Raw genomic sequence first — 22,163 nt, 5'->3', positions numbered from 1 at the left:
TGGGTTGGGATCGGATCATGAAAGCGCTTCCATTTTCATGATCCTCTTCCCGCGCCATTAGCCCCTACTTGACGAAACCATTCTTTGTCAGGAAGTCCAACGCCACGGTTTTTGCCTGCTCGCCACCCACCTGAACGCGGGCATTCAGATCCTGCAGGGTCGCGAGATCAAGCTTTTCGAACACGGGTTTCAGCAGTTCCTCGATATTGGGGTGCTTTTTCAGAACCTCCTCACGAATGATCGGCGCGGGCTGATAGACCGGCTGCACATGCTTGTCGTCTTCCAGAACCACAAGGCCGGAAGGGGCAATGCCGCCATCCGTGCCATAGACCATGGCGGCATTGGCATTGTTGGTCTGGTTGGCGGCGGCGGCGATCGTGGCTGCGGTGTCACCGCCGGAAAGCGTGATCAGCTGATCCGACTTCATGGTGAAACCATAGGTCGTCTGAAACGCCGGCAGGGCGGCGGCGGAATTGACGAATTCGGAGGAAGCGGCGAGCACCACCGTACCGCCACCGGCGACATATTTGCCGAAGTCGGAAAGCGTCTTCAGATTGTTCTTGTCGGCGACATCCTTGCGCAGCGCGATCGCCCAGGTGTTGTTGGCAGGCGACGGCGCAAGCCAGACGATCTTGTTGGCGTCATAGTCTAGCGTTTTTGCCTCTTCATAGCCTTTGGCTGCATCCTTCCAGAGCGGGTCATCCGCCTTGGAGAAAAAGAAGGCGGCATTGCCGGTATATTCCGGATAGATGTCGATCTCACCAGCGGTGATCGCTTTTCTGACGACCGGGGTAGCGCCGAGCTGGATGCGATCCGTTGTCTCGATCTTGTTCTGGTTAAGAACCGCGAGGATGATGTTGCCGAGAACGCCGCCCTCCGTGTCGATCTTCGACGATACCACCACCTGCGCCTGCGCGATGGAAACAGAAAAGGCAAGCGCAAGTCCAGCGCCCGTCAACGTCATCAAGCGGTTCATGAATAGTCCTCCGGTGGGTCAGCCTGCGGAACAGGCGAAAGATCGCCGCCGCAATTGCGGCGGAGTATCAACGGCTGGAAGGAAAAAAGGTTGCACGCCATCCGCATTTTCGCGTCGATGGCTCTTGTCGGCACGAATGGCCAGCGCTCGTCAGGCGTCGCCATCCCGTTTGCGCGCATCCTTGCCCATGACGAGCGGCATCAGCACGGACAGGAAGAGAAGCCGGATGACATGATGCGAACCGACATAGGCGGTATCGGCATGCATCATTACCGCCATGGCTGCCATGGTTTCGAGACCGCCCGGCGAATAGGCGATCATGACGGCATTGAGTGGAACACCTGTCACGCTTGAGATCAGCCAGGCAATGCTTCCGGCAATCACCATCACGGCAATGGTGACCACGAAGCCGGCCAGAAAGCCCTTGCGCACTTCCATCAGCGAGACATTCGAAAAGCGCGTGCCAATAAGGCAGCCGATCAGTACATAGACCGGCAGGCTGAGCCAGCTGGGCACGCCACCTTCGGTGAGGCCGGTAATATGTGTGCCGATGGAGATCGCAACGCCACCAAGCAGCAGGGCGGCGGGAAATTTCCAGCGCAGGAAAAGCCATCCGGTCAGAAGCGAGGCGGCGATGGTGAGCGCCAGCGTAAAAAGGCCCATTGGCGGGTTGGTTATCAAGGGTTCCGTGCTGACCAGATCGAAATATTCGACGATCAGCGGCACGGAAAGCGTCAGCGCCAGCACGCGCACGCTTTGCACGATGCTGACGGTCGCAAGGTCGCTTTTCGTCTCGGCGCCGAGGCTGATGATGTAGCTGAGGTGGCCCGGGGAAGCGCCGAGCATCGCCGTTGTCCGGTCGTAACCGAAACCGTAATGCAGGATCCAGTAAGCGACGTAGAGCATGATCACGACGGCGACGAGCACGACGACGAAGCTCAACGGCCAGGTCTTTGCGGCATCGATGACCGAGGGTGTGACGCTCGTTCCCATGGAAATGCCGACGACGACGAAACAGGCATTGCGGATGAAGGCGGGAATTCCGAGCTTTACGCCCGCCAGTCCGGTGATGGTGACCGCGAGCGCCGGTCCCGAAAGAAAGGGGGCGGGAATGTGCAGCAGGCTGGCAAGCAGTGCGCCCATGCTGCCGACGAGGGCGGTAAGCGCAAATGTGTGGAATTCAGGCTTGATGATCATTGCGACGCTGGTTGGTTGCTTGAAAAAGCTCGCGACCAAATGCGCCGCTTCCTTCCGTCACGTCAACACGCGGGACAAAAAATATTACATTTCATGCGCGATTGCCGGATAGGCTATGGAACGATCAGGCTGCCGGAAGTGCGGCAATCTTCGGCATCTCCGTATCGAGCCCGAGCAGGAAGTTGATCTGCGGGCGCGCCTTGACGAGATCATCGATCGAATATTCCGCCAGTACATCGAAGAAGGCATTCAGCGCCTTGCGCAGCGCCGAGTTCAGACCGCAGCTGTCCACGAGCGGACATTCCACGGCGCCGTCCTCAAAGCACTCAGCCATGGCAAAGCTGTCTTCGGTTACCCGCACGACGTCAAACAGGCTGATTTTTTCGGCAGGTTTGCCAAGGCGCACGCCGCCATTGCGGCCACGCACGGTTTCCACGAGGCCCGCCTTGTTGAGCGGCTGCAGGATCTTGAAAAGGAACAGCTCAGACACGCCGTAAGCCCTGGCGATCTCCGGAATGCGGCTCAACTTGCCTTCATTCGCAGCGCAATACATCAACATGCGAACGGCATAGTTGGTCTGTTTGGTCAAACGCATGCTGGTCTCCTAACTCTCAATGTGGAGTTATATAGTCTCTTTTTCAGTTTAGAACAATTCCAGAAACTGAAAAAACTGGCATCCATCCGATATTTCTCGAACAGCCTTGTTGACCGCCCTGATGATTCATGAACAAACAAGTCAAGAATCGGAATGTAATGGAGGCATTCATAATGGCAAGCTTGAAATCATGCTTTTCCGCTGCCGTTTTTTCAGGGCTGACGATCCTTTCCTTCGCGCCCGCCGCTCTGGCAGAGGGGGAAGTTAACGTCTATTCCTATCGCCAACCTGAATTGATCCAGCCGCTGCTCGATGCCTTCACCAAGGAAACCGGGATCGAGACGAACGTCCTGTTTCTCGACAAGGGTCTGGTGGAACGTATTCAGGCAGAGGGTGTCAATTCACCTGCGGATCTGCTGTTGACGGTTGATATCGCCCGTCTCGTCGAGGCGAAAGAGGGCAAGGTCACGCAGCCGGTTCTGGGTGATCCCGTCATCGAAAAGGATATTCCTGCCAACCTGCGTGATCCCGAGGGTGAATGGTTCGGTCTCACGACCCGCGGCCGGGTTGTCTATGCTTCGAAGGAGCGGGTGACCCAGAAGGATATTACCTATGAAGAGCTTGCCGACCCGAAATGGAAGGGCAAGATCTGCATCCGCGATGGTCAGCACTCTTACAATATCGCGCTGATTGCCTCGATGATCGCCCACCACGGCGTCGATTATACACGCACATGGCTGACGGGCCTGAAGAACAACCTCGCTCGCAAACCTGATGGAACCGACCGCAGCCAGGCGAAATCGATCTTTTCCGGCGAATGCGATATCGCGCTCGGCAATACCTATTATGTCGGCCTGATGCTGACCAATGATCAGGAACCGGACGAAAAAATATGGGCGGGATCGGTGCGGGTGATCTTCCCCAATGCTGGCGACCGCGGCACCCATGTGAATATTTCCGGCATGGCGCTGACGAAATATGCCCCCAACAGGGACAATGCGCTGAAGCTGATGGAATTCCTCGCCTCGCGGGAGGCGCAGGAAATCTATGCCAAGCAGGTCTTCGAATATCCGGTGCTGCCGGGTGCGGAGCCGTCCGATGTCGTTAAAGGGTTCGGCCCCATCCATCCGGACAAGCTGCCACTGACGGATATTGCCGCCCATCGCAAGGAGGCATCAGAACTGGTGGACGAAGTGGGCTTCAACGACGGCCCGACCAATTGACGCCATTTTCACATACCGGCGGGTCAGTTGCCCGCCGGCTTGTTATCCAGTGACGCATTGTAATCAAGGATAGCCTTGCGCCTTTCCGGTGTTCCGGGATGGGTAGAGATCATGCTGGTGCCACCCTTGTCGCCCAGTTTTTCCTCCAGCAGCGCGAAGAAACGTTCGATGGCAGTGGGGTCGAGGCCGGCCTTGCGCATCAGCTCGACTGAGCGCTGATCCGCCTGCCGCTCGGCATCGCGTGAATGCGACAGCGCCAGAAGACCGCCGCCCTGGGTGAGAATATCTTCCATGGCCGAACCGACATCGCCGGCAATGAGCATGACGAGACCGGCTACACCGGCGGCGCGGTAAAGCTGCCGCAGGCTGTGTTCATATTCCACATGGCCGATTTCATGCGCGAGAACCCCGGTGATCATCTGCCTGTCGCCGCCTGCCAGCTCCACCAGCTCATCCGTCAGGACCAGCGTTCCATCCGGCAGCGCGAAGGCATTGGGGCCGATATAACCGCCTTTGCGGAAATTCAGCTTGTAGTCCTCGGGCGAACCTTCCGCGTGGGAGGCAATCCGGGAAAATTCCGAGCGGATGGCGTCCTGCTCCGCCTGCGGCAACTCGCTGGGGGAGAAGACCGTCTTATCGAAGGCCTGCATGGTACTGGCCGACATTATTTGCGGAACGATTTGCGGGGTGATAGTGACCGCCAGTTCCACCAGAGCCGGAAGCGCCAGCTTGTAGGTGCCATAAGCCAGAAGAACGGCTGCAGCGGTGATGCCGATCAACCGCGGGCGGAACTGCTCCAGCCAGTGCACGAAGCCAGCGCGTCTGGTGATGTGCTGACCGAGCAGGCGGTCCACGCCATCATTGTCGCGTGTTTCGAACAACGACCCATCCGGAAAATGCAACTCCCGGGGGATGGCACCCACCCGGTGGCTGATCTCCACCGCTTTTATCTTGGCCTGGGTTCTGACGTGATTGTCCTTCGCGTCGAGTACGAGAAGGACCGTGCCGCCAAGCCTCAGCCTGGCGGCGCTGGAAAGGTTGGAGCGAGCGGCATACCACTCGCCCGAAACGGTTTCTCCGGTATCAGAAACCAAATTCGAAACCTTCCATATCCATATATTCGGCGCTGATGGCGGCACCGGTGGCTTCCATCGAGGAAAGGACCTTGCCGACATCGCCATTAAAGCGGATTCCCGTGCGTTCCACGGTGTAGCGCGCCTCTCGCACCGCCGCCCATGGCCGCATCAGGCCAAACGTGAAAACGGTGACGAAGAGGTTGGAGATGACAATCCAGAGATAACGGCCGCGATGCACGTCGCTGTGCAGATCGTGCTTCCCATCAAGCAGCATGGAGGAAATGACGACATTGCGAACGCCGGTGCGATAGACGACGCTGGCAAGGCCATAGACCAGAAATGCGCCGAAAACGCCCACATAGAGTGATGCCAGCGCCGTGGCTATGGCGGTAGTCTCGTCCTCGAGCATCGCACTGTTTGCCGCAAAGGCTGCAAGGCCGAAGAAGCCGACCACGATGCCGCCGATCACCACCATGATCGCAGGAATGATCCAGACCCGGTAAAGCGCACCGATCTTGGGGTCGGCGCTGAAGGGGCGGTCGCCATAACGCAGGTTGCCGAAAATATAGCGGTTCGCCCAGCGGCTGGACAGTGGCGCCAGAATGCCCAAGGAGAAGAACGCGACAAGGCTGCCAAGCAGGATGGAGACAAAAGCGCCCCATGCTGTGCCGACGAAATCGAAACGCACGTTGCGATAACTCGTCACCCGCGCATTGAAACGGATGCTGCGCGTGATCAGCCATGGAAAGAAGATCATCAGCAGGATGGCCGGCACGAAGACCAGGAACGGATGGATCAAGCCGACAAGCTGCGAAACGACGATGAAGGCAAAGGCGATCAGTCGGCCTTTGAAGATTTGCCCGCCGGTTGCGTGATACCCGAAGGCGCGGCCGGCGAGCACGGTATTGCCGTTGAAATAACGCTTGCGGCGCACCTTGGCCCAGGCGGAATAGATGCCGATTGTGATAATCGTCAGGAGAATGTTGACGATCCAGATTCCAAAATATTCCTTGGCATTTCCACTGAACGAACCGCGTTCAAGTGCGCGCTGATCCGCGCTCACAGAAATATCACTCATTATAGTCCCTCATGACATGCCCCTCTCCGGGCAGATTGAGTTTGCGAACTTCCCCGTTATCAGCGGTTTGGCAGCGTCCCCACGCCGCAACGTTCTCTTACGATATAACAGCTTTAAGTGGAAATATTTTGAAGTGAAAACATGATTTTTACGGTTTAGTTTATTGATCAAAAAAGCCCCGCTGTTTTGCAGCGGGGCTTTTTATCCTGTCTAAGGGTTTTTTTGGCTTATCTCATCGTCGGCATGACGAATTCGGCACCCGACTTGATGCCGGAGGGCCAGCGCGAGGTGATCGTCTTGGTCTTCGTCCAGAACTTGATCGAATCCGTGCCATGCTGGTTGAGGTCGCCGAAGCTCGAAGCCTTCCAGCCGCCGAAGGAGTGATAAGCGAGCGGAACCGGGATCGGAACGTTGATGCCGATCATGCCGATATTGATGCGGCTTGCGAAGTCACGGGCAGCATCGCCGTCACGGGTGTAGATCGCGACGCCGTTACCGTATTCGTGCTTCATCGGCAGTTCCAGCGCGTCTTCGTAGTTCTTGGCACGAACGACGGAGAGAACCGGTCCGAAGATTTCGGTCTTGTAGATGTCCATGTCAGGGGTGACGTGGTCGAACAGGCAGCCGCCGACGAAATAGCCGTCTTCATAACCCTGGAGCTTGAAGTCGCGGCCATCGACCAAGAGCTTCGCACCCTGTTCGACACCGCTGTTGATCAGGCCCTTGACGCGCGTCTGCGCTTCCTTGGTGACGAGCGGGCCCATATCGGCCTTGTCGTCTGTGTAAGGACCAATCTTCAGCGCTTCGATCTGGGGGATGAGCTTTTCAACGAGACGGTTGGCCGTCTCTTCGCCAACCGGAACCGCAACGGAGACAGCCATGCAGCGCTCGCCGGCCGAGCCGTAACCTGCGCCCATCAGCGCGTTCACCGCCTGATCGAGATCGGCATCCGGCATGATGATCATGTGGTTCTTCGCGCCGCCGAAGCACTGCGCGCGCTTGCCGTTCATGGCGGCAGTGCCGTAGACGTAGCGTGCGATCGGCGTCGAGCCGACGAACGAGACCGCGCCGATATCGGGATCGGTCAGGATGGCATCGACAGCGCCCTTGTCGCCGTTGACGACGTTGAGGATGCCAGCCGGAAGACCGGCTTCGATCATCAGTTCAGCAAGGCGGATCGGCAGCGACGGGTCGCGCTCGGAAGGCTTGAGGATGAAGGCGTTGCCGCAGGCGATCGCCGGCGCGAACATCCACATCGGGATCATGCCGGGGAAGTTGAACGGCGTGATGCCCGCGCCGATGCCGACCGGCTGGCGGATCGAATACATGTCGATGGCAGGACCGGCACCTTCGGTGAACTCACCCTTCTGCAGATGCGGAATGCCACAGACGAATTCGCAGACTTCGAGACCACGAATGATATCGCCCTTGGAATCCTCGACGGTCTTGCCGTGTTCGCTGGAGAGAAGAACCGCAAGCTCGTTGATGTCACGGTTCAGAAGTTCGACGAATTTGAAAAAGACGCGGGCGCGGCGCTGCGGGTTGGTGGCAGCCCATTTCGGCTGTGCCGCCTTGGCGCTTTCCACGGCGGCGCGCAGCTCGGCGTCGCTTGCAAGTGCGACAGTCGCCTGCACTTCGCCGGTTGCCGGGTTGTAGACATTCGATGTGCGGCCGCTGATGCCAGGCACATGCTTGCCATTAATGAAATGACCGATTTCCTTCATGGGTGTTCCTCCAGAATATGATGGTGCAGCATTACCTTTCGATTTGCACAAATCAATCGCCTGAAATAAGCATCCATTGTGCAAAAATAGACATAAGGAGGGTGTCGTGAACTGGGATGATGTGCGTTTGTTTCTAAGCGTGGCGCGAAGTGGCCAGTTTCTTTCGGCGGCCAGAAAGCTTGGTGTGAACCACGCCACCCTCAGCCGGCGTATTTCCGCGCTGGAAATGGCCATCGGCACGCAGCTTTTCCTGCGAAGCACCAACGGTTGCGAGCTGACGGAGGAAGGCCAGCGCCTTCTTGCCGGAGCCGAGCGCATGGAAACCGAAATGCTGAATGCCCAGGCAAATCTCGGCCGCGTCGATACGGCGGTGGCGGGAACGGTGCGCATCGGCGCGCCTGATGGTCTCGGCGTCTCCTTCCTCGCGCCAAGGCTTGGCCGACTGACGGCCCGTTATCCCGACCTGAAAATCCAGCTCGTGCCGGTGCCGCGGTCCTTCTCCCTGTCGCAGCGCGAGGCCGATATCGCCATCACCATCGAACGGCCGGAGCAGGGCAGGCTGATGTTTTCGAAACTGACGGATTATTCGCTGGGCCTTTATGCCTCGGCGGATTATCTGGCCGACTACGGAACGCCCGCGGATGTCGAAGCGCTGAAGCGTCACCGGCGGATCGGATATGTGGAGGATTTGATCTTTTCACCCTCGCTCAACTATACCGGCGAGATCATGCGTGACTGGGACGCGGCCTTTGAAATCTCCAGCGCCACCGGCCAGACGGAGGCGGTGCGGTCGGGGGCGGGGATCGGCATCCTGCACAATTACATCGCCGGGCAATATCCGGAACTTATGCGGATCATGCCGCATCTCGGTATCAGCCGTTCCTATTGGACGGCCTATCACGAATCCGCCCGCCAGCTGGTCCGTGTCCGCACAGTCGTCGATTTTCTCCAGGAACTGGTCGCGGAAGAGCGGCGAATCTTCATCTGACATCCGCCTGCCGATCTATTAGTACTATTAATTGCTGATGGCAGGTCGTTCCGGGCTTGACAAAGGGCTCTCGGCTGGACGACCAATGCAGCCATTGGGAGAAATCGGAATCTGACATGTCGACTATGATAAGAAAGCTTTCGCCGACCGGCCTCGGCGTGGCCGTCATGCTGCTTGGAATGCTGCTTTTTGCATTGAACGACGCCATGGGCAAATGGCTGGTATCGACCTATAGCCAAGGTCAGGTCATCCTGATCAGAAGTGCGGCGGCGCTTGTCATTCTCGTTCCGATCGTCTGGAGGGCTGGCCTTTCCGGCCTCGTGAATGTCGAGCGACCCGGCCTTCAGGTGGCGCGTGTATTCTTCTCCACGGCCGAACTTTTCTGTTTCTACTTCGCAGTCGCAAGCCTGCCGCTGGCGGATGTCATGACCTACTGGCTGGCGGCCCCCATTTATGTGGCCGCTTTGGCGCCGTTTCTGCTCGGGGAGAAAGTCGGCTGGCGCCGCTGGACAGCCATCGCCATTGGTTTCGTCGGCGTTCTCATCGCGCTCAAGCCCAGCTCGGCAAGCCTCACCTCCGCGGCGCTCTTTTCCATTCTCGGTAGTGCCGCCTTCGCCTTCATGATGTTGTCCGGCCGCCAGCTGCGCAACACGCCGGATACCGTGCTTGCCTTCTGGCAGATCATCGGCGCAGGGCTTGCGGGCATCGTCGCTGTGTTCATGACTCCCTCCGGCTGGCTACCGGTCCAGTCCAGCTTCGATCTGGCATTTCTCAGCCTGCTCGGCGTGGTCGCCATGGCGGCGCATGTGCTGGTCAACCGTGCCTTGAAGCTTGCCGACGCCGCCACCGTCGCGCCGCTGCAATATACGTTGCTACTCTGGGCGGTGATCTTCGGTTGGCTGTTCTTCAACGACGTGCCGCAGACCAGTATCGTTGTCGGCGCAGGCCTGATTGTTATTTCCGGACTTTATATTTTCTTCCGCGAAAATACACTCAAGCGACGCCGCGAAACCGCCGACAGACTGGCTGCGGAGCAGGTTTGATCTTTATTGTTCGTCCTGGTCACAATCACGGGACTTGACGAAGGCGTGATCTTCAGGAAGTAAGAAGGGGTCCTGCGATGATTTGTCTCGCAAGGGCAGAGGAAACAAAGGTGCCGGGCCCCTCTGGCGAGAGTTTTACGGCGCTCTCGTGATGTCGGTACCGCCTGCAAAATTGGCCGGCGGATTAAAAACTATGAAATACCTGAATGTGCTTCGCGCGCGTGCTTTCTGCGTGCGGCCTGACGCCCCGCGTCGGTCCGTGAACGTCCTCGTTATCGGAGGCGACCGGACATGAGCGCCGCTCAGAAAACCACGCTTTCCTACTTCAAGTGGGCATTTATCGTCACCGTCGTCGGTCTGATCCTCGGCGGTTACCTCGGCTGGGAAATGACCGGTACGATTGGCGGCACAGCGACGATCTTCTTCATCTGCGCGGTGCTTGCCGTGCTTGAAATCTCGCTGTCCTTCGACAATGCCATCGTTAATGCCAACAAGCTCAAGGACATGACACCGGTCTGGCAGCATCGCTTCCTGACCTGGGGTATTCTCATCGCCGTTTTCGGCATGCGTATCGTCTTCCCGCTGCTCATCGTCGTCGTTGCCGCCAATGTCGGGCCTTGGACGGCGCTGGTCATGGCGGCGACACAGCCGGAGCGTTATGCGGAAATCATGCGTGACGCCCATCTGCCGATCGCGGCTTTCGGCGGCACCTTCCTGATGATGGTCGGCCTCAACTTCTTCTTCGACCATGAAAAGGACGTGCACTGGGTGCGCTGGATCGAGGAAAAGGCGGCGACCTATTCCTCCGTCAAGGGCATCGAGATCGCCTTCGTGCTGGTCGTCATGCTGATCTTCTCCCGCATCATCGGTGCCAGCGATAATCCTGAACTCGGTCCGGTCGCGGCCAATACCTTCTTCCATTCGGCGATCTGGGGTCTTTTGACCTTCCTTCTGGTGGAAGTTGTCGGCGGCATTCTCGACCGCAGCCAGGAAATGCTGGAAGGTGCAGCCAAAGGCGGCTTCGGTGCGTTTCTTTACCTTGAAGTGCTGGATGCCAGCTTCTCTTTCGATGGCGTGATCGGTGCTTTCGCACTGACGCAGAACCTCTTCATCATCGCCATCGGCCTCGGCATCGGCGCCATGTATGTGCGCTCGATGACCATCATGCTGGTGGAGAAGGGAACGCTGGCCGAATACCGCTATCTGGAACACGGCGCCTTCTATGCGATCCTGATCCTGTCGGTCATCATGTATGTGCAGACCATGTTCCATATACCGGAGGTCATTACAGGTCTTGGTGGCGCGACCCTGATCGGCATTTCGCTCTGGTCGTCGATCCGGCATAACCGGCAGCAAAGTGCCGGTGCCGCAGATGCGGCGCGCGGTGCGGAAATCTGATCCGTGTTCATCCTCGCCTTCCGCTGTTGTGGCGGAAGGCAGTTTTTAAGCATCATAGCTCCTGCTGCCTGTTTTTGTTGCTGTTTTCTCCTTGAGGAAAATTTGGCCATAAAGGGGGATATTCGTTCCAAGGTGCTGTTTTCATTTTATTTTGTGCGTCGCAATAAAACTGGCACGCTTCCTGCATCTCATCTGGCAAGTCCAGAGGGGACGTAAAAACCCGGGAAACGGGTCTATAACGCCGCCGCGCCGCGCGATCTTCCGGGATATTCGCCGCGCGGCGGTTTTGTTTGTGCTGATGGTTCTTGAGTTTTCCATTGTGTTGAATGAAAACAGTGGAACAACGACGGGAAGGGTCGCCTGCTTGCCTGCACAATTGTCACCCACGGAGGCTTTGGGGCTCTGGCACCGTGTATCCACGGCGCAGGTCATTGACGATCAGCCGGATTTGACCTTGCGCCAGACGGCCATCCTGCTGCAGATTTATCTCGTGCCACCGCCGCATACCGTTCGGGGTCTCGCCGCGATGCTGGGGGTCACCAAACCGGTCATCACCCGCGCACTCGACAGTCTCGGGGCGTTGGGACTGGTCGACCGGGTTCGGGATGAGCGGGACAGGCGCAATGTCGTGATAAAACGCACCGTGGCCGGCGCGCTTTATCTGGAAAAATTCGGCGATCTGATTATTGATCAGGCACGCAAGATCTAACCCCTGGATGTGAAACCATGATGCTCGACCGCCGCCTGAATGCCTTCCGCCCCGATCTCGCCGATGCGAAACTGCAGGGTGTGGTAGAGGCCGAACGTTTCGTCAGCGGGGCGCCCGCACAGGTCACCGCACCGGTCATCGGTCTGCGGCCAACGCCTGACCTTGCTAGCGGTATAGACACGGAGCTGCTCTGTGGTGAAACGGTACGCGTTTTCGACAGGTCGAATGGCTGGGCCTGGGTGCAGGCGGATGTGGATGGTTATACCGGTTATGTGCCGGAAACGGCTATTGGCGATGTTGCCGCCGCCGCCACGCATCAGATCGTCGTGCCGCGCACATTCCTCTATCCTTCGGCCGAATTGCGCAAACCGCCGGTCGCGGCGCTGTCCATGGGCAGCCTGATCCGCATCGTCGGTGAGGCGGAAACGCGCGGCACCCGCTACCTGATGACCGAAAAAGGCGAGGGCATCATTGCCGCCCATTGCCGGGTCGTGGATGCGGCGCTTGAAGAAGACTATGTGGCGGTGGCTCTGCGTTTTATCGAAACACCCTATCTCTGGGGCGGGCGCTCCGGCTTTGGTATCGATTGTTCCGGCCTCGTGCAGCTTTCCATGGCGATGACCGGCCGCCGGGTTCTGCGCGACACGGATATGCAGGTAAAGTCGCTGGGCGTAGAAATCGAGCGTGATGAATTGCGCCGCGGCGATCTGGTCTTCTGGAAGGGCCATGTCGGCCTCATGGAAAACGAGGAAACCTTGCTGCATGCCAATGGCCATACGATGAATGTCGCACGCGAAAATCTCGATGCGGCCATCGAGCGCATCGGCTGGCTTTATGAAAAGCCGACGGCTTTCCGCCGCCTGGAAGGCTAAGTCAGCGGCTTTCACGAAATTGTGCCTGCCTGGCCCTTTGTGGGAGAGCCGACGACGCCTACATCGGGTGGATGATGGTACGGGACTGGCAACGATGAAGACGAGAACGGCAACACGACTGGCAGCGATCCTCACCGCGACTTTGCTGAGCGCGTCTGCCGAGGCGCAGACCGTTTTTCAGAATGGTTTTGCTCCCGCGCCGGATGCCTATGCAAACCTGCCCGGCGTCAAGGACCCGCGAACGCTGCAGCCAAAGGTTCGTTATAACTGTCACAGCGAACTCGGCGTGACCGGATACTCCCGAGGCCCCTACCGGGATGTTTTCGGTAGCCGCGGGCTTCCTGTTCAGGGGTATCGCTGCACCGATGAGAACGGCATTTCCAGTTTCGGTGGTAAAAATCCCATCTCCAAGGACTGGTATCCCGGCATCAATCCCGTGGACCCGACCTTCTGAAGCGGTGTGGCCCAAGCACCAGGTCAAAAACGACAAGACGCTTTTCGGGAAATCGACGCGCGAGCGGGTGTGATAGGCATTTGCCGCCGCCGACGCACTGGACTTGTTGTCGCTTTTTCAGATAAATCTTCCGCGTGACAGGTTGATACCTGCCGGGGTGCGGAGTGACATCGGCTATTTTTTCGATCTTTGGCCGATATTGGGGAATGCAAGTATGACGAAGACCGATATAGCCACCCGTGTCCACAATCATACCTGGAAGCTAGACCCGATCGTCCGCAGCCTGATCGATACGGATTTCTACAAGCTGTTGATGTTGCAGATGATCTGGAAGCTCTATCCGGAAGTCGACGCGACATTTTCCTTGATCAATCGCACCAAGACGGTGCGGCTGGCGGAAGAGATCGACGAGATGGAACTGCGCGAGCAGCTCGATCATGCGCGCACCCTGCGTCTTTCCAAAAAAGAGAACATCTGGCTTGCGGGTAACACGTTTTACGGCCGCTCGCAGATTTTCGAACCGGAGTTTCTCTCCTGGCTTTCGAGCTATCAATTGCCGGAATACGAGCTTTTCAAGCGCGACGGGCAATATGAGCTGAATTTCCATGGCCGCTGGATGGATACGACACTCTGGGAAATCCCGGCGCTCGCTATCATCAACGAGCTGCGCTCGCGCAGCGCCATGCGTTCGCTCGGTTACTTCACGCTGGATGTGCTTTATGCCCGCGCCAAGGCCAAGATGTGGGAAAAGGTCGAGCGGTTACGGGAACTGCCGGGCCTGCGCATCTCCGATTTCGGTACCCGCCGCCGCCATAGCTTTCTGTGGCAGCGCTGGTGTGTCGAGGCGCTGAAGGAAGGCATCGGTCCTGCCTTTACTGGCACGAGCAATGTCCTGCTCGCCATGGATTCCGACCTCGAAGCCGTCGGCACCAACGCGCATGAATTGCCGATGGTAGTTGCGGCGCTGGCGCAGACGAACGAGGAACTGGCCGCCGCCCCCTATCAGGTTCTGAAGGACTGGAACCGGCTTTATGGTGGTAATCTGTTGATCGTGCTGCCCGACGCCTTCGGCACGGCGGCGTTTCTGCGCAACGCGCCGGAATGGGTGGCTGACTGGACCGGCTTCCGCCCGGACAGCGCACCGCCGATCGAAGGTGGGGAAAAGATCATCGAGTGGTGGCAGAAGATGGGCCGCGACCCGCGCAAGAAGATGCTGATCTTTTCCGATGGTCTCGATGTCGATGCCATCGTCGATACCTACAGGCATTTTGAAGGCCGTGTCCGCATGAGCTTCGGCTGGGGCACCAACCTCACCAATGATTTTGCCGGCTGCGCGCCGAAGACCATTGCCAGCCTCAAGCCGATTTCCATCGTCTGCAAGGTCAGCGACGCCAACGGCCGCCCGGCGGTGAAGCTCTCGGACAATCCGCAAAAAGCCACCGGCGATCCGGCTGAAGTGGAGCGTTACCTGAAGTTCTTCGGCGAGGAAGACCACAAGGAACAGAAGGTTCTGGTTTAACGGAACCGGGCGCTCCGTTAAGGAAGCGCCCCGTCGAACCCCATCAGGGTTCAGCAAATTATTTCGCGAATTGATGGGCGATGTAATGGAACAGCGCGCGAATCCCCTGCGCTTCCCCGCCTATCGATGAATGGTGACGCTCGCTGAGCGACCAACCGTAAATGTCGAAATGCGCCCAGCGTTTCGTATTGGTGACAAAGCGCTTCAGGAACAGGGCAGCGGTGATCGATCCACCCATGCCGCCCGAAGGCGCATTGGTGATATCGGCTGCGCGCGAGCGGATATCCTTGTCGTAGCCCATGTAAAGCGGCATGCGCCACAGCGGGTCATCCGTATCGATGCTGGCTTCCGCGATATCATGCGCCAGATCCTCGTCGTCGGTGTAGAAGGGTGGCAGATCGGAACCCAGCGCCACACGCGCCGCGCCCGTCAGCGTCGCCATGTCGATCATCAGGTCCGGCGCATCCTCGTCCGCATAAGCAAGCGCATCCGCCAGAACGAGACGCCCCTCCGCATCGGTATTGTCGATCTGAACCGTCAGCCCCTTGCGGCTCTTGTAGATATCGCCGGGACGGAAGGCATTGGCGGAAATGGAGTTCTCGACCGCCGGCACGAGAACGCGCAGATCGACCGGCAGCTTCGCATCCATGATCATCAGCGCAAGGCCGAGAACATTGGCGGCCCCACCCATATCCTTCTTCATCAACGCCATCGAGGCCGCAGGCTTGATGTCGAGACCGCCGGTATCGAAGCACACACCCTTGCCCACCAGTGTCAGCCGCGGATTGCCCTTCTTGCCCCAGTTCATCTCCAGAAGGCGCGGTGCGCTTTCACTGGCGCGGCCAACGGCATGGATCAGCGGGAAGTTTTCTTTGAGCAGATCATCGCCGGTCGTAACATTCACCTTCGCCTTGTAGTGGGCGGCAAGCGCTCGGAAGGCGATCTCGAGCTCGTCCGGGCCCATGTCGTTGGCCGGAACATTGATGAGGTCACGGGCAAGGAAGACGCCTGCCAGGATGCGCTTGATCTCGCCGTCTTCGGCGTCCTGCGGGATGAGAAGCTTTGCCCCGCTGGTCTTGGTGGTCTTGTATTTGTCGAAGCGGTAGCTGCCGAGACCGAATCCAAGAGCGAGGCGGTTGGCCGTCAGGGGCGCGGTTTCGATGTGCCATTCGCCCTCTGGCAGCTCACGGGCGAGTTTCCCGGTGATGAAGGGAATTTCGGAAGGATTGCCACCAAGACCGAGAAGCACACCTCCCAGCGATCCATCGGAGGAAGGAACGAGCAGGACGGCGCCGGCTTCCGCCTTGAACCCCGCCTTTTTCGCCCAGTCCAGAGCGACCGGGTCTATGGCACCCTGTTCGATATGGGCTGGCGTGACGGCGAAAACCGGCAATGTGCTGCCGGCCTTTGAGCTGAAAGGGGTGGGGCGTTCGATGAACTGATAGGGCGCCATGGTATGCTTCCGTAAATATCGAGAATCGGTGCGATTAACGCTCTGTTAGGGTTAACAGATTATTGCTTAAGCGAAAGTTGCGTCATGTGAGTCTGTCGTGTGTCGGGCGCAAGATCGATCATTCTCGGGCGGGGGCGCTGCCATGACTGCATTTTCTTTGGGTGAGACAGGCCGGACAGGATTGTTGCGGGGCGTATGTCTTGCAGCGCTGGTTTTGGCCGTTTCCGGATGTGCAAGCACCAACAAGCCGGATCGCATGTCCACCGGCTCCATTCCCGTCACCACGCGTTCTTATGACCACTTGAACATGGAGCAGCTTCGGCAGGCGGAAGAGACCGCCGGAAAAGCCTATGAACGCAACCCCAAGGACAAGTCCGTCGGCATGAACTATGCAAGCGTGCTGATGATGACCGGCAAGAATACGCAGGCTCTCGCCGTCATGCAGCAGATCGCCATCGCCAATCCCGCCGACCGTGAAGTGCTCGCAGCCTATGGCAAGTCGCAGGCGGCTGCCGGCCAGCTGGAGCAGGCGCTTTCGACGATCCAGCGGGCGCAGACGCCTGATCGTCCCGACTGGCGGCTCTACTCCGCCGAGGGTGCGGTGCTCGACCAGCTTGGACGGTCTAACGAGGCACGTTCCAGATATCGTCAGGCGCTTGACCTCAAGCCGAACGATCCGAGCGTCCTGTCCAATCTCGGCATGTCCTATGTCCTGTCGAGCGACCCGCGCACCGCCGAAACCTATCTGCAATCGGCCATTTCCCAGCCGGGCGCCGATAGCCGCGTCCGCCAGAACCTTGCGCTCGTGGTTGGACTGCAGGGTCGTTTTGCAGAAGCCGAACGCATTGCGGTTCAGGAGCTCTCTGCACAGCAGTCGCAGGCTAACCTGAATTATCTGCGTGCAATGCTTTCGCAGCAGAATTCCTGGCAGCAACTGGCGAAGAAAGACAGCAAGCCGGCTGGTTAATGCGTTTTCGGATGCACGGATCAGTGCGATCCCGCAGGCATCTTGATTTCTGCTCCGCTCAATTTGCCGGCGCTTTTCTTTGTCAGAAAGTATCCATGACACGAAGACCGGCCGGTCCAAGAATGACGGCGATCAGAACCGGCAGGAAAAACAAGATCATCGGAACGGTCAGTTTCGGTGGCAGCGCAGAGGCCTTTTTCTCGGCCTCATTCATGCGCTCGTCACGACCTTCCTGCGCAAGAACGCGCAGCGCCTGAGCGAGCGGGGTTCCGTATCGTTCCGCCTGGATAAGGGCCTGCACCACGCTTTTAACGCCATCCAACTGGGTGCGCATACCGAAATTCTCAAGCGCCATGCGCCTGTCCTGAAGGAAGGACAGTTCCGCTGTCGTCAGAATCATTTCCTCCGCCAGCTCAGGCGACTGTTCCGCCATTTCTTCAGCCACACGACGCATGGCTGCCTCCATCGATACGCCGGATTCGATGCAGATCAGCATCAGGTCAAGTGCATCGGGCCATGCCCGCTTGATTGAGGCCTGTCGCTTGGTCATGCGGTTCGAGACGTAGATATTGGGGGCGTAGAAACCGATATAGCCGAAAAGAAGCACGGCCATTAGCCGAACGACAAAAGCCTGATCGACCAGGTTTCCCAAAATGAAAACCCAGAAAAATGCCACCGCCAGGAAAATGAACGGCAGGACGAACCGGGCGGCAAGAAATGTATTAAGCGCATTCTGTGAACGGAAACCGGCTGCGCGCAGCTTGTTCATCGTGTTCTTGTCGACAAGCGCTTCCCGTAGGTTGAATTTTTCGACGATGCGCCGGGCGGATTTATTGTTGTTGTTGCGCAGGGAGGTCTTGCCTTCTCTGGTCGCTGTCGCCAGACGCTCGCGCTCGCGGCTGCGAATGAGTTCCCGTTCCGACGAGACGGCTTTCATGCGCTTGGCGAGGTCTTTGCGCTCCAGGAAAGGCATGATCAGCGTGTAGAGGGTCGCGAAAACCGCCAGCGTCACGAGAATGGCAATGATCGTTTGCGGATCAGTCAGGCGGGAAAAGAGATTTCCTGTCATGGTCGCCCCTCAAATATCGAAATTGATCATTTGACGCATGATGAAAATCCCGATGAGCATCCATATTGCGGACGCACCGAGAATGAGGTGTCCGCGCGTATCCGTGAAAAGTATCGAGAGGTAGTCCGGCGACGTGAAATGCACGAGTAGCATCACGATGAAAGGCAATGCGCCGATGATGACGGCGGATGCTTTCGCCTCCATGGACAGGGCATTCACCTTGGCGCGCATCTTTCTACGGTCACGCAACACCTTGGACAGGTTGGACAGGGCTTCCGAAAGATTGCCGCCTGCCTGTGCCTGGATGTTGATGACGATGCTGAAGAAGCTGACTTCGAAAAGCGGCATGGTCAGCATCATGCGCTCGATCCCCTGGGGAATGCCGATCCCGACCTGCTGCGCATCGACAACCCGCTGAAACTCGGTTTTCACCGGTTCCTGACCGTCCGAGGCGATCAGTCGTACTGCGTCGTTCAACGGCAAACCTGATTTGATCGAGCGGCACATGACATCAAGCGCATTGGGAAACTCCTCGAGAAATTTTTTCTGCCGGCGCTTGAGGAGAAATGCCAAGACCCAGCGCGGCAGTCCCAAAGCCGCGACGACGGCTATAGGGAGAGCGGTCAATAAGGACAGACCATAGATAAGTGAGATGAAAGCGGCACAAGCCGCCGCGCCGACGCTCAGAAGGTGGAACTGCCGAACGGAAATTGCCAGCCCAGCCTGCACCAGTTTATCGCGCAAGCTGACATTCTTTGCTTTTTTTGCCTTCTCACTCTGTTTCTTTTCCATATCCCGCAGGCTGTCCTGCATGGATTTGCGGCGCTTGCTAAGTTCCTGAACCCTGTCGCGCGCAGCCTTGATATTCACATGATCGGTCTCTGCTGCCTGTACCCGCTTGAAGCGGCTGGTGGTCTTTTTTTCGACCTCTATCTGCTGAAAAAGAAAGGCATAGGCGAGCGCTCCTGCCGAGATGGCTACGAGTACGGCCAGTAACACTATTGTCGGGTCCATGGCGGTCGCTTTCCCTTAGGATGACTTTTCCATCTCATCAAGCGCGGCCGCCAGACGCTTATCTTCGCCGTAATAACGTGCACGATCCCAGAAATGCGGTTTGCTGATACCGGTCGATACATGCCTGCCGATCAGCCTGCCCTGTGCATCTTCGCCTTCGATCTCGTATCGCATCAGATCCTGGGTGACGATGACATCGCCTTCCATGCCGATCACTTCGGTAATCTGCGTTATCCGCCGCGAACCGTCGCGCAGGCGGGCCGCCTGAATGACGACATCGATCGAGCCTGAGATGATTTCGCGCACCGTCTTGGCCGGCAGCGTGAACCCGCCCATGGCGATCATCGATTCGATACGGCTGAGGCATTCACGCGGCGTATTGGCGTGCAGTGTTCCCATCGAGCCGTCATGGCCAGTGTTCATGGCCTGGAGCAGGTCAAAAACCTCTGGTCCACGCACTTCGCCGACGACGATGCGCTCAGGTCGCATGCGAAGGCAGTTCTTGACGAGATCGCGCATGGTGATCTCACCTTCGCCCTCGATATTCGGCGGACGCGTTTCAAGCCTCACCACATGCGGTTGCTGAAGCTGCAGTTCGGCGGTGTCTTCGCAGGTGATGACGCGTTCGTCCCTGTCGATGAAGCTCGTCAGGCAATTGAGGAGCGTGGTCTTGCCCGAGCCGGTGCCTCCAGAGATGACGACATTGCAACGCACGCGACCGATGATCTTGAGCAACGTCGCACCTTCGGGCGTGATCGCTCCGAAACGCACGAGCTGGTCGAGCGTCAGCTTGTCCCTCTTGAATTTTCGGATCGTCAGCGCGGGTCCGTCGATGGCAAGCGGAGGTGCGATGACGTTGACGCGCGATCCGTCCGGCAGGCGCGCGTCGCATATCGGGCTCGATTCATCCACACGTCGGCCGACCTGGCTGACGATGCGCTGGCAGATGGAGAGCAACTGCGCATTGTCCCGAAAGCGGATATCGGATTCGATGGTCTTGCCGCCGACTTCGATGAAGGTCTGGCCGGAACCATTGACCATGATATCGGCAATGTCGTCGCGCGCGAGAAGCGGCTCCAGCGGTCCGTAGCCCAGGACGTCGTTGCAGATGTCCTCGAGCAGCTCTTCCTGCTCGGCAATCGACATGGCGAAATTTTTGATCGTGATGATATCGTTGACGATATCACGGATTTCCTCGCGCGCGCTTTCTGCGTCGAGCTTGGCGAGCTGCGAGAGGTCGATCGTATCGATAAGGGCGGAAAATACCTGGCTCTTGGTATTGTAGTAGTCTTCCGTGCGGGCGCGTTTTTTCTGCGCGAGTGGTGTGCCCGTCGTCACCTGACGCGTGACGGGTGATTGGCCGGGCTCGAGCGTGTCAATCGCAGGAGAGCGAGGCTCAGGCGCTGTCGCCACCTGCATGGATACTGGTGCAACAGGTTCCGGCTTCGTGCTTCTGGCTGGGCCTTCAGGCCCGCGTTTTCCGAACATCGGCTTTTCCGTCTAAGGGCGCAGGCAGAAAACCTACTTGCGCTTGAGAATATTCTTCAGTTTTTCCAGACCGCCGCGCCTGCTTTTGCGCAGCACGGAGCGGCCTGTGATGGTATGTGCGATCTGCGAGAAGGTTTCCGCAGTCTGGGATTTTTCATCCATCTCGCTGATCATACGGCCGCTATTGGCGGCATTTCCGAACAATTGAGCGTCGAAGGGGATGATCGCGATGGGCTCGATTTCCAAGGGCTCAAGAAAATCCGCCGGCGCGATTTCAGGGCGTTTCGGCATGCCGACCTGATTGAGAACGAGATGCGGTAACTTGTCGTTGGGTCTGAGCTTGATCAGCGCATCAAAAAGGTTCTTCGTGTTGCGCAGATTGGCGAGATCGGGAACCGCTGTAATGACCACCTCGTCGGCTTCCGCAAGGACGGCCCGGGTCCAATCGCACCATTGATGGGGAAGATCGAGAACCGCAACGGGGGCGCTGCGCTGCAAGACCTCGAGGATCGGCAGAAAGGCCTGACGATCGAGATCATAGGTCCTGTCGAGAAGAGACGGTGCCGCAAGAAGCGACAGGTGGTCGGAACATTTCGTCAGAAGACGGTCGAGAAACACCTCGTCCAGTCGTTCGGGTGAAAAGACCGCTTCAGCCATGCCCTGGGCGGGGTCCTGATCGAAATCGATATTGGCCGTGCCATAGGCAAGATCCATATCCGCCAGAATGGTTTCCGTGGAGAAGAGGCTCGAAATACCGAAGGCGCAATTATGCGCGATGGTGGAGGAGCCCACACCGCCCTTGGCGCCGATGAAGGCGATGTTGCGGCCGAGCGGTTCGGCTTCCGGATCGACGAAAATCGCGGCGATCGAACCAAGCAGATCGGCCATGTTGACCGGCGCGACGAGATATTCGGAAATGCCGTTGCGGATGAGATCCCGATAAAGCGTGATGTCGTTATGCCGGCCGATAATGATGACCCGGGTGGAAGGATCACAAACCTCTGCCAGCGGCGCGAGATCGTCCAGCAGCGAGGCAGTCGAGCTTGCCGCTTCGAGAATGATGAGATTAGGCGTTGGCGATGCGGAAAACATTGTCGCCGCCGCATTGATATCGCCCTTGGTCACCCGCAGAGTAACCTTGCTCATGCGCCTGTCGCGGGAGAGAGCTTCCATGACGGCCTGCATATTATCGCTGACGCAGAAGGCGTGGATGGAAATGCGGGGCAGGGGCCGCAGGCGATCCATATCCGAAGCGCGCAGCGGGGGTTCAGTTTCCGCGCCACCGCTTGGCTTGATGTCGTATTCTACAGCGCTCATCGT

General features: G+C 58.1%; 20 protein-coding genes. 9 read left to right on the top strand and 11 right to left on the bottom strand.

The window, feature by feature from the left end:
* Positions 1 to 64 precede the first annotated feature (64 nt).
* From osmF to rirA, 3 genes are all read right to left on the bottom strand, one after another.
* Complete coding sequence (gene osmF, locus O8B93_RS02745; protein WP_269708281.1) at positions 65 to 976, bottom strand: glycine betaine ABC transporter substrate-binding protein OsmF; 912 nt, start codon at positions 974 to 976, stop codon at positions 65 to 67.
* A 150-nt stretch (positions 977 to 1,126) separates the two neighbouring features.
* Positions 1,127 to 2,173 (bottom strand): AbrB family transcriptional regulator, encoded by a 1,047-nt coding sequence (locus O8B93_RS02740; RefSeq protein ID WP_269708280.1) that lies wholly within the window; start codon positions 2,171 to 2,173, stop codon positions 1,127 to 1,129.
* Positions 2,174 to 2,297: 124 nt separating this feature from the next.
* The gene (rirA, locus tag O8B93_RS02735; RefSeq protein ID WP_269708279.1) at positions 2,298 to 2,768 is read right to left on the bottom strand and encodes an iron-responsive transcriptional regulator RirA; all 471 of its coding nucleotides are present in this window, start codon (positions 2,766 to 2,768) and stop codon (positions 2,298 to 2,300) included.
* Between the two features lie 173 nt (positions 2,769 to 2,941).
* On the opposite strand from rirA, the gene O8B93_RS02730 reads away from it, so the two are divergent.
* A complete protein-coding gene (locus O8B93_RS02730; RefSeq protein ID WP_269708278.1) occupies positions 2,942 to 3,991 on the top strand; it encodes a Fe(3+) ABC transporter substrate-binding protein in 1,050 nt (349 codons plus the stop codon).
* A gap of 23 nt (positions 3,992 to 4,014) precedes the next feature.
* Here O8B93_RS02730 and O8B93_RS02725 read toward each other — a convergent pair whose 3' ends face one another.
* From O8B93_RS02725 to O8B93_RS02715, 3 genes are all read right to left on the bottom strand, one after another.
* Positions 4,015 to 5,085 carry a M48 family metallopeptidase gene (locus O8B93_RS02725; protein WP_269708277.1) on the bottom strand — a complete coding sequence of 357 codons (1,071 nt, stop codon included), beginning with the start codon at positions 5,083 to 5,085 and terminating at the stop codon, positions 4,015 to 4,017.
* Positions 5,075 to 6,145, bottom strand: a complete 1,071-nt coding sequence (locus tag O8B93_RS02720; RefSeq protein ID WP_269708276.1) for a YjgN family protein — start codon at positions 6,143 to 6,145, stop codon at positions 5,075 to 5,077. Before O8B93_RS02720 ends, O8B93_RS02725 begins: the two co-directional genes overlap by 11 nt.
* A 227-nt stretch (positions 6,146 to 6,372) precedes the next feature.
* Positions 6,373 to 7,869 carry a CoA-acylating methylmalonate-semialdehyde dehydrogenase gene (locus O8B93_RS02715; RefSeq protein ID WP_269708275.1) on the bottom strand — a complete coding sequence of 499 codons (1,497 nt, stop codon included), beginning with the start codon at positions 7,867 to 7,869 and terminating at the stop codon, positions 6,373 to 6,375.
* A 106-nt stretch (positions 7,870 to 7,975) separates the two neighbouring features.
* On the opposite strand from O8B93_RS02715, the gene O8B93_RS02710 reads away from it, so the two are divergent.
* The 7 genes from O8B93_RS02710 to pncB all read left to right on the top strand — a co-directional run bounded on the left by O8B93_RS02710 (position 7,976) and on the right by pncB (position 14,852).
* Entirely contained in the window at positions 7,976 to 8,857 is an 882-nt protein-coding gene (locus tag O8B93_RS02710) for a LysR family transcriptional regulator (RefSeq protein ID WP_269708273.1), read from the top strand.
* 116 nt (positions 8,858 to 8,973) lie between these two features.
* Positions 8,974 to 9,900: a DMT family transporter gene (locus tag O8B93_RS02705; RefSeq protein WP_269708272.1), complete on the top strand. Its 927-nt coding sequence runs from the start codon at positions 8,974 to 8,976 to the stop codon at positions 9,898 to 9,900.
* Positions 9,901 to 10,191: 291 nt separating this feature from the next.
* Positions 10,192 to 11,298, top strand: coding sequence for a DUF475 domain-containing protein (locus O8B93_RS02700; protein WP_269708271.1), 1,107 nt, complete (start codon positions 10,192 to 10,194; stop codon positions 11,296 to 11,298).
* 364 nt (positions 11,299 to 11,662) lie between these two features.
* A complete protein-coding gene (locus O8B93_RS02695) occupies positions 11,663 to 12,007 on the top strand; it encodes a MarR family transcriptional regulator (protein WP_010970731.1) in 345 nt (114 codons plus the stop codon).
* 17 nt (positions 12,008 to 12,024) lie between these two features.
* The gene (locus O8B93_RS02690) at positions 12,025 to 12,879 is read left to right on the top strand and encodes a C40 family peptidase (RefSeq protein ID WP_269708270.1); all 855 of its coding nucleotides are present in this window, start codon (positions 12,025 to 12,027) and stop codon (positions 12,877 to 12,879) included.
* Between the two features lie 94 nt (positions 12,880 to 12,973).
* A complete protein-coding gene (locus O8B93_RS02685) occupies positions 12,974 to 13,333 on the top strand; it encodes a hypothetical protein (RefSeq protein WP_269708269.1) in 360 nt (119 codons plus the stop codon).
* Between the two features lie 214 nt (positions 13,334 to 13,547).
* Positions 13,548 to 14,852 carry a nicotinate phosphoribosyltransferase gene (gene pncB, locus O8B93_RS02680; protein WP_269708268.1) on the top strand — a complete coding sequence of 435 codons (1,305 nt, stop codon included), beginning with the start codon at positions 13,548 to 13,550 and terminating at the stop codon, positions 14,850 to 14,852.
* Positions 14,853 to 14,910: 58 nt separating this feature from the next.
* On the opposite strand, the gene O8B93_RS02675 is transcribed toward pncB, so the two are convergent.
* A complete protein-coding gene (locus O8B93_RS02675; protein WP_269708267.1) occupies positions 14,911 to 16,305 on the bottom strand; it encodes a leucyl aminopeptidase family protein in 1,395 nt (464 codons plus the stop codon).
* Positions 16,306 to 16,447: 142 nt separating this feature from the next.
* Between O8B93_RS02675 and O8B93_RS02670 the strand changes: the two genes are divergently transcribed.
* Positions 16,448 to 17,272, top strand: coding sequence for a tetratricopeptide repeat protein (locus O8B93_RS02670; protein WP_269708266.1), 825 nt, complete (start codon positions 16,448 to 16,450; stop codon positions 17,270 to 17,272).
* An 82-nt stretch (positions 17,273 to 17,354) separates the two neighbouring features.
* On the opposite strand, the gene O8B93_RS02665 is transcribed toward O8B93_RS02670, so the two are convergent.
* The 4 genes from O8B93_RS02665 to O8B93_RS02650 are packed head-to-tail and all read right to left on the bottom strand — an operon-like array spanning position 17,355 to position 22,160.
* Positions 17,355 to 18,341, bottom strand: a complete 987-nt coding sequence (locus O8B93_RS02665; RefSeq protein WP_269708265.1) for a type II secretion system F family protein — start codon at positions 18,339 to 18,341, stop codon at positions 17,355 to 17,357.
* 9 nt (positions 18,342 to 18,350) lie between these two features.
* Complete coding sequence (locus O8B93_RS02660) at positions 18,351 to 19,355, bottom strand: type II secretion system F family protein (RefSeq protein WP_269708264.1); 1,005 nt, start codon at positions 19,353 to 19,355, stop codon at positions 18,351 to 18,353.
* 15 nt (positions 19,356 to 19,370) lie between these two features.
* Positions 19,371 to 20,843, bottom strand: coding sequence for a TadA family conjugal transfer-associated ATPase (locus tag O8B93_RS02655; RefSeq protein ID WP_269708263.1), 1,473 nt, complete (start codon positions 20,841 to 20,843; stop codon positions 19,371 to 19,373).
* A gap of 33 nt (positions 20,844 to 20,876) precedes the next feature.
* Positions 20,877 to 22,160, bottom strand: coding sequence for a CpaE/TadZ family protein (locus tag O8B93_RS02650; RefSeq protein ID WP_269708262.1), 1,284 nt, complete (start codon positions 22,158 to 22,160; stop codon positions 20,877 to 20,879).
* Positions 22,161 to 22,163 lie beyond the last annotated feature (3 nt).

Origin of the sequence: Martinezella rhizogenes, from assembly GCF_027460065.1 — a bacterium.
GTDB lineage: Bacteria > Pseudomonadota > Alphaproteobacteria > Rhizobiales > Rhizobiaceae > Agrobacterium > Agrobacterium rhizogenes_C.
Note: the sequence above shows the minus strand (reverse complement) of the source record. Positions and strands in the feature narration are given on the sequence as shown.

Bases quoted from the DNA above. Each gene is read 5' to 3' on its own strand.
- O8B93_RS02720 (WP_269708276.1), bottom strand. From the start codon at position 6,145: ATGAGTGATATTTCTGTGAGCGCGGATCAGCGCGCACTTGAACGCGGT.
- O8B93_RS02700 (WP_269708271.1), top strand. From the start codon at position 10,192: ATGAGCGCCGCTCAGAAAACCACGCTTTCCTACTTCAAGTGGGCATTT.
- O8B93_RS02660 (WP_269708264.1), bottom strand. From the start codon at position 19,355: ATGGACCCGACAATAGTGTTACTGGCCGTACTCGTAGCCATCTCGGCA.
- O8B93_RS02690 (WP_269708270.1), top strand. From the start codon at position 12,025: ATGATGCTCGACCGCCGCCTGAATGCCTTCCGCCCCGATCTCGCCGAT.
- O8B93_RS02730 (WP_269708278.1), top strand. From the start codon at position 2,942: ATGGCAAGCTTGAAATCATGCTTTTCCGCTGCCGTTTTTTCAGGGCTG.
- O8B93_RS02650 (WP_269708262.1), bottom strand. From the start codon at position 22,160: ATGAGCGCTGTAGAATACGACATCAAGCCAAGCGGTGGCGCGGAAACT.
- O8B93_RS02665 (WP_269708265.1), bottom strand. From the start codon at position 18,341: ATGACAGGAAATCTCTTTTCCCGCCTGACTGATCCGCAAACGATCATT.
- O8B93_RS02740 (WP_269708280.1), bottom strand. From the start codon at position 2,173: ATGATCATCAAGCCTGAATTCCACACATTTGCGCTTACCGCCCTCGTC.
- pncB (WP_269708268.1), top strand. From the start codon at position 13,548: ATGACGAAGACCGATATAGCCACCCGTGTCCACAATCATACCTGGAAG.
- O8B93_RS02685 (WP_269708269.1), top strand. From the start codon at position 12,974: ATGAAGACGAGAACGGCAACACGACTGGCAGCGATCCTCACCGCGACT.
- O8B93_RS02655 (WP_269708263.1), bottom strand. From the start codon at position 20,843: ATGTTCGGAAAACGCGGGCCTGAAGGCCCAGCCAGAAGCACGAAGCCG.
- rirA (WP_269708279.1), bottom strand. From the start codon at position 2,768: ATGCGTTTGACCAAACAGACCAACTATGCCGTTCGCATGTTGATGTAT.
- O8B93_RS02715 (WP_269708275.1), bottom strand. From the start codon at position 7,869: ATGAAGGAAATCGGTCATTTCATTAATGGCAAGCATGTGCCTGGCATC.
- osmF (WP_269708281.1), bottom strand. From the start codon at position 976: ATGAACCGCTTGATGACGTTGACGGGCGCTGGACTTGCGCTTGCCTTT.
- O8B93_RS02670 (WP_269708266.1), top strand. From the start codon at position 16,448: ATGACTGCATTTTCTTTGGGTGAGACAGGCCGGACAGGATTGTTGCGG.
- O8B93_RS02705 (WP_269708272.1), top strand. From the start codon at position 8,974: ATGTCGACTATGATAAGAAAGCTTTCGCCGACCGGCCTCGGCGTGGCC.
- O8B93_RS02675 (WP_269708267.1), bottom strand. From the start codon at position 16,305: ATGGCGCCCTATCAGTTCATCGAACGCCCCACCCCTTTCAGCTCAAAG.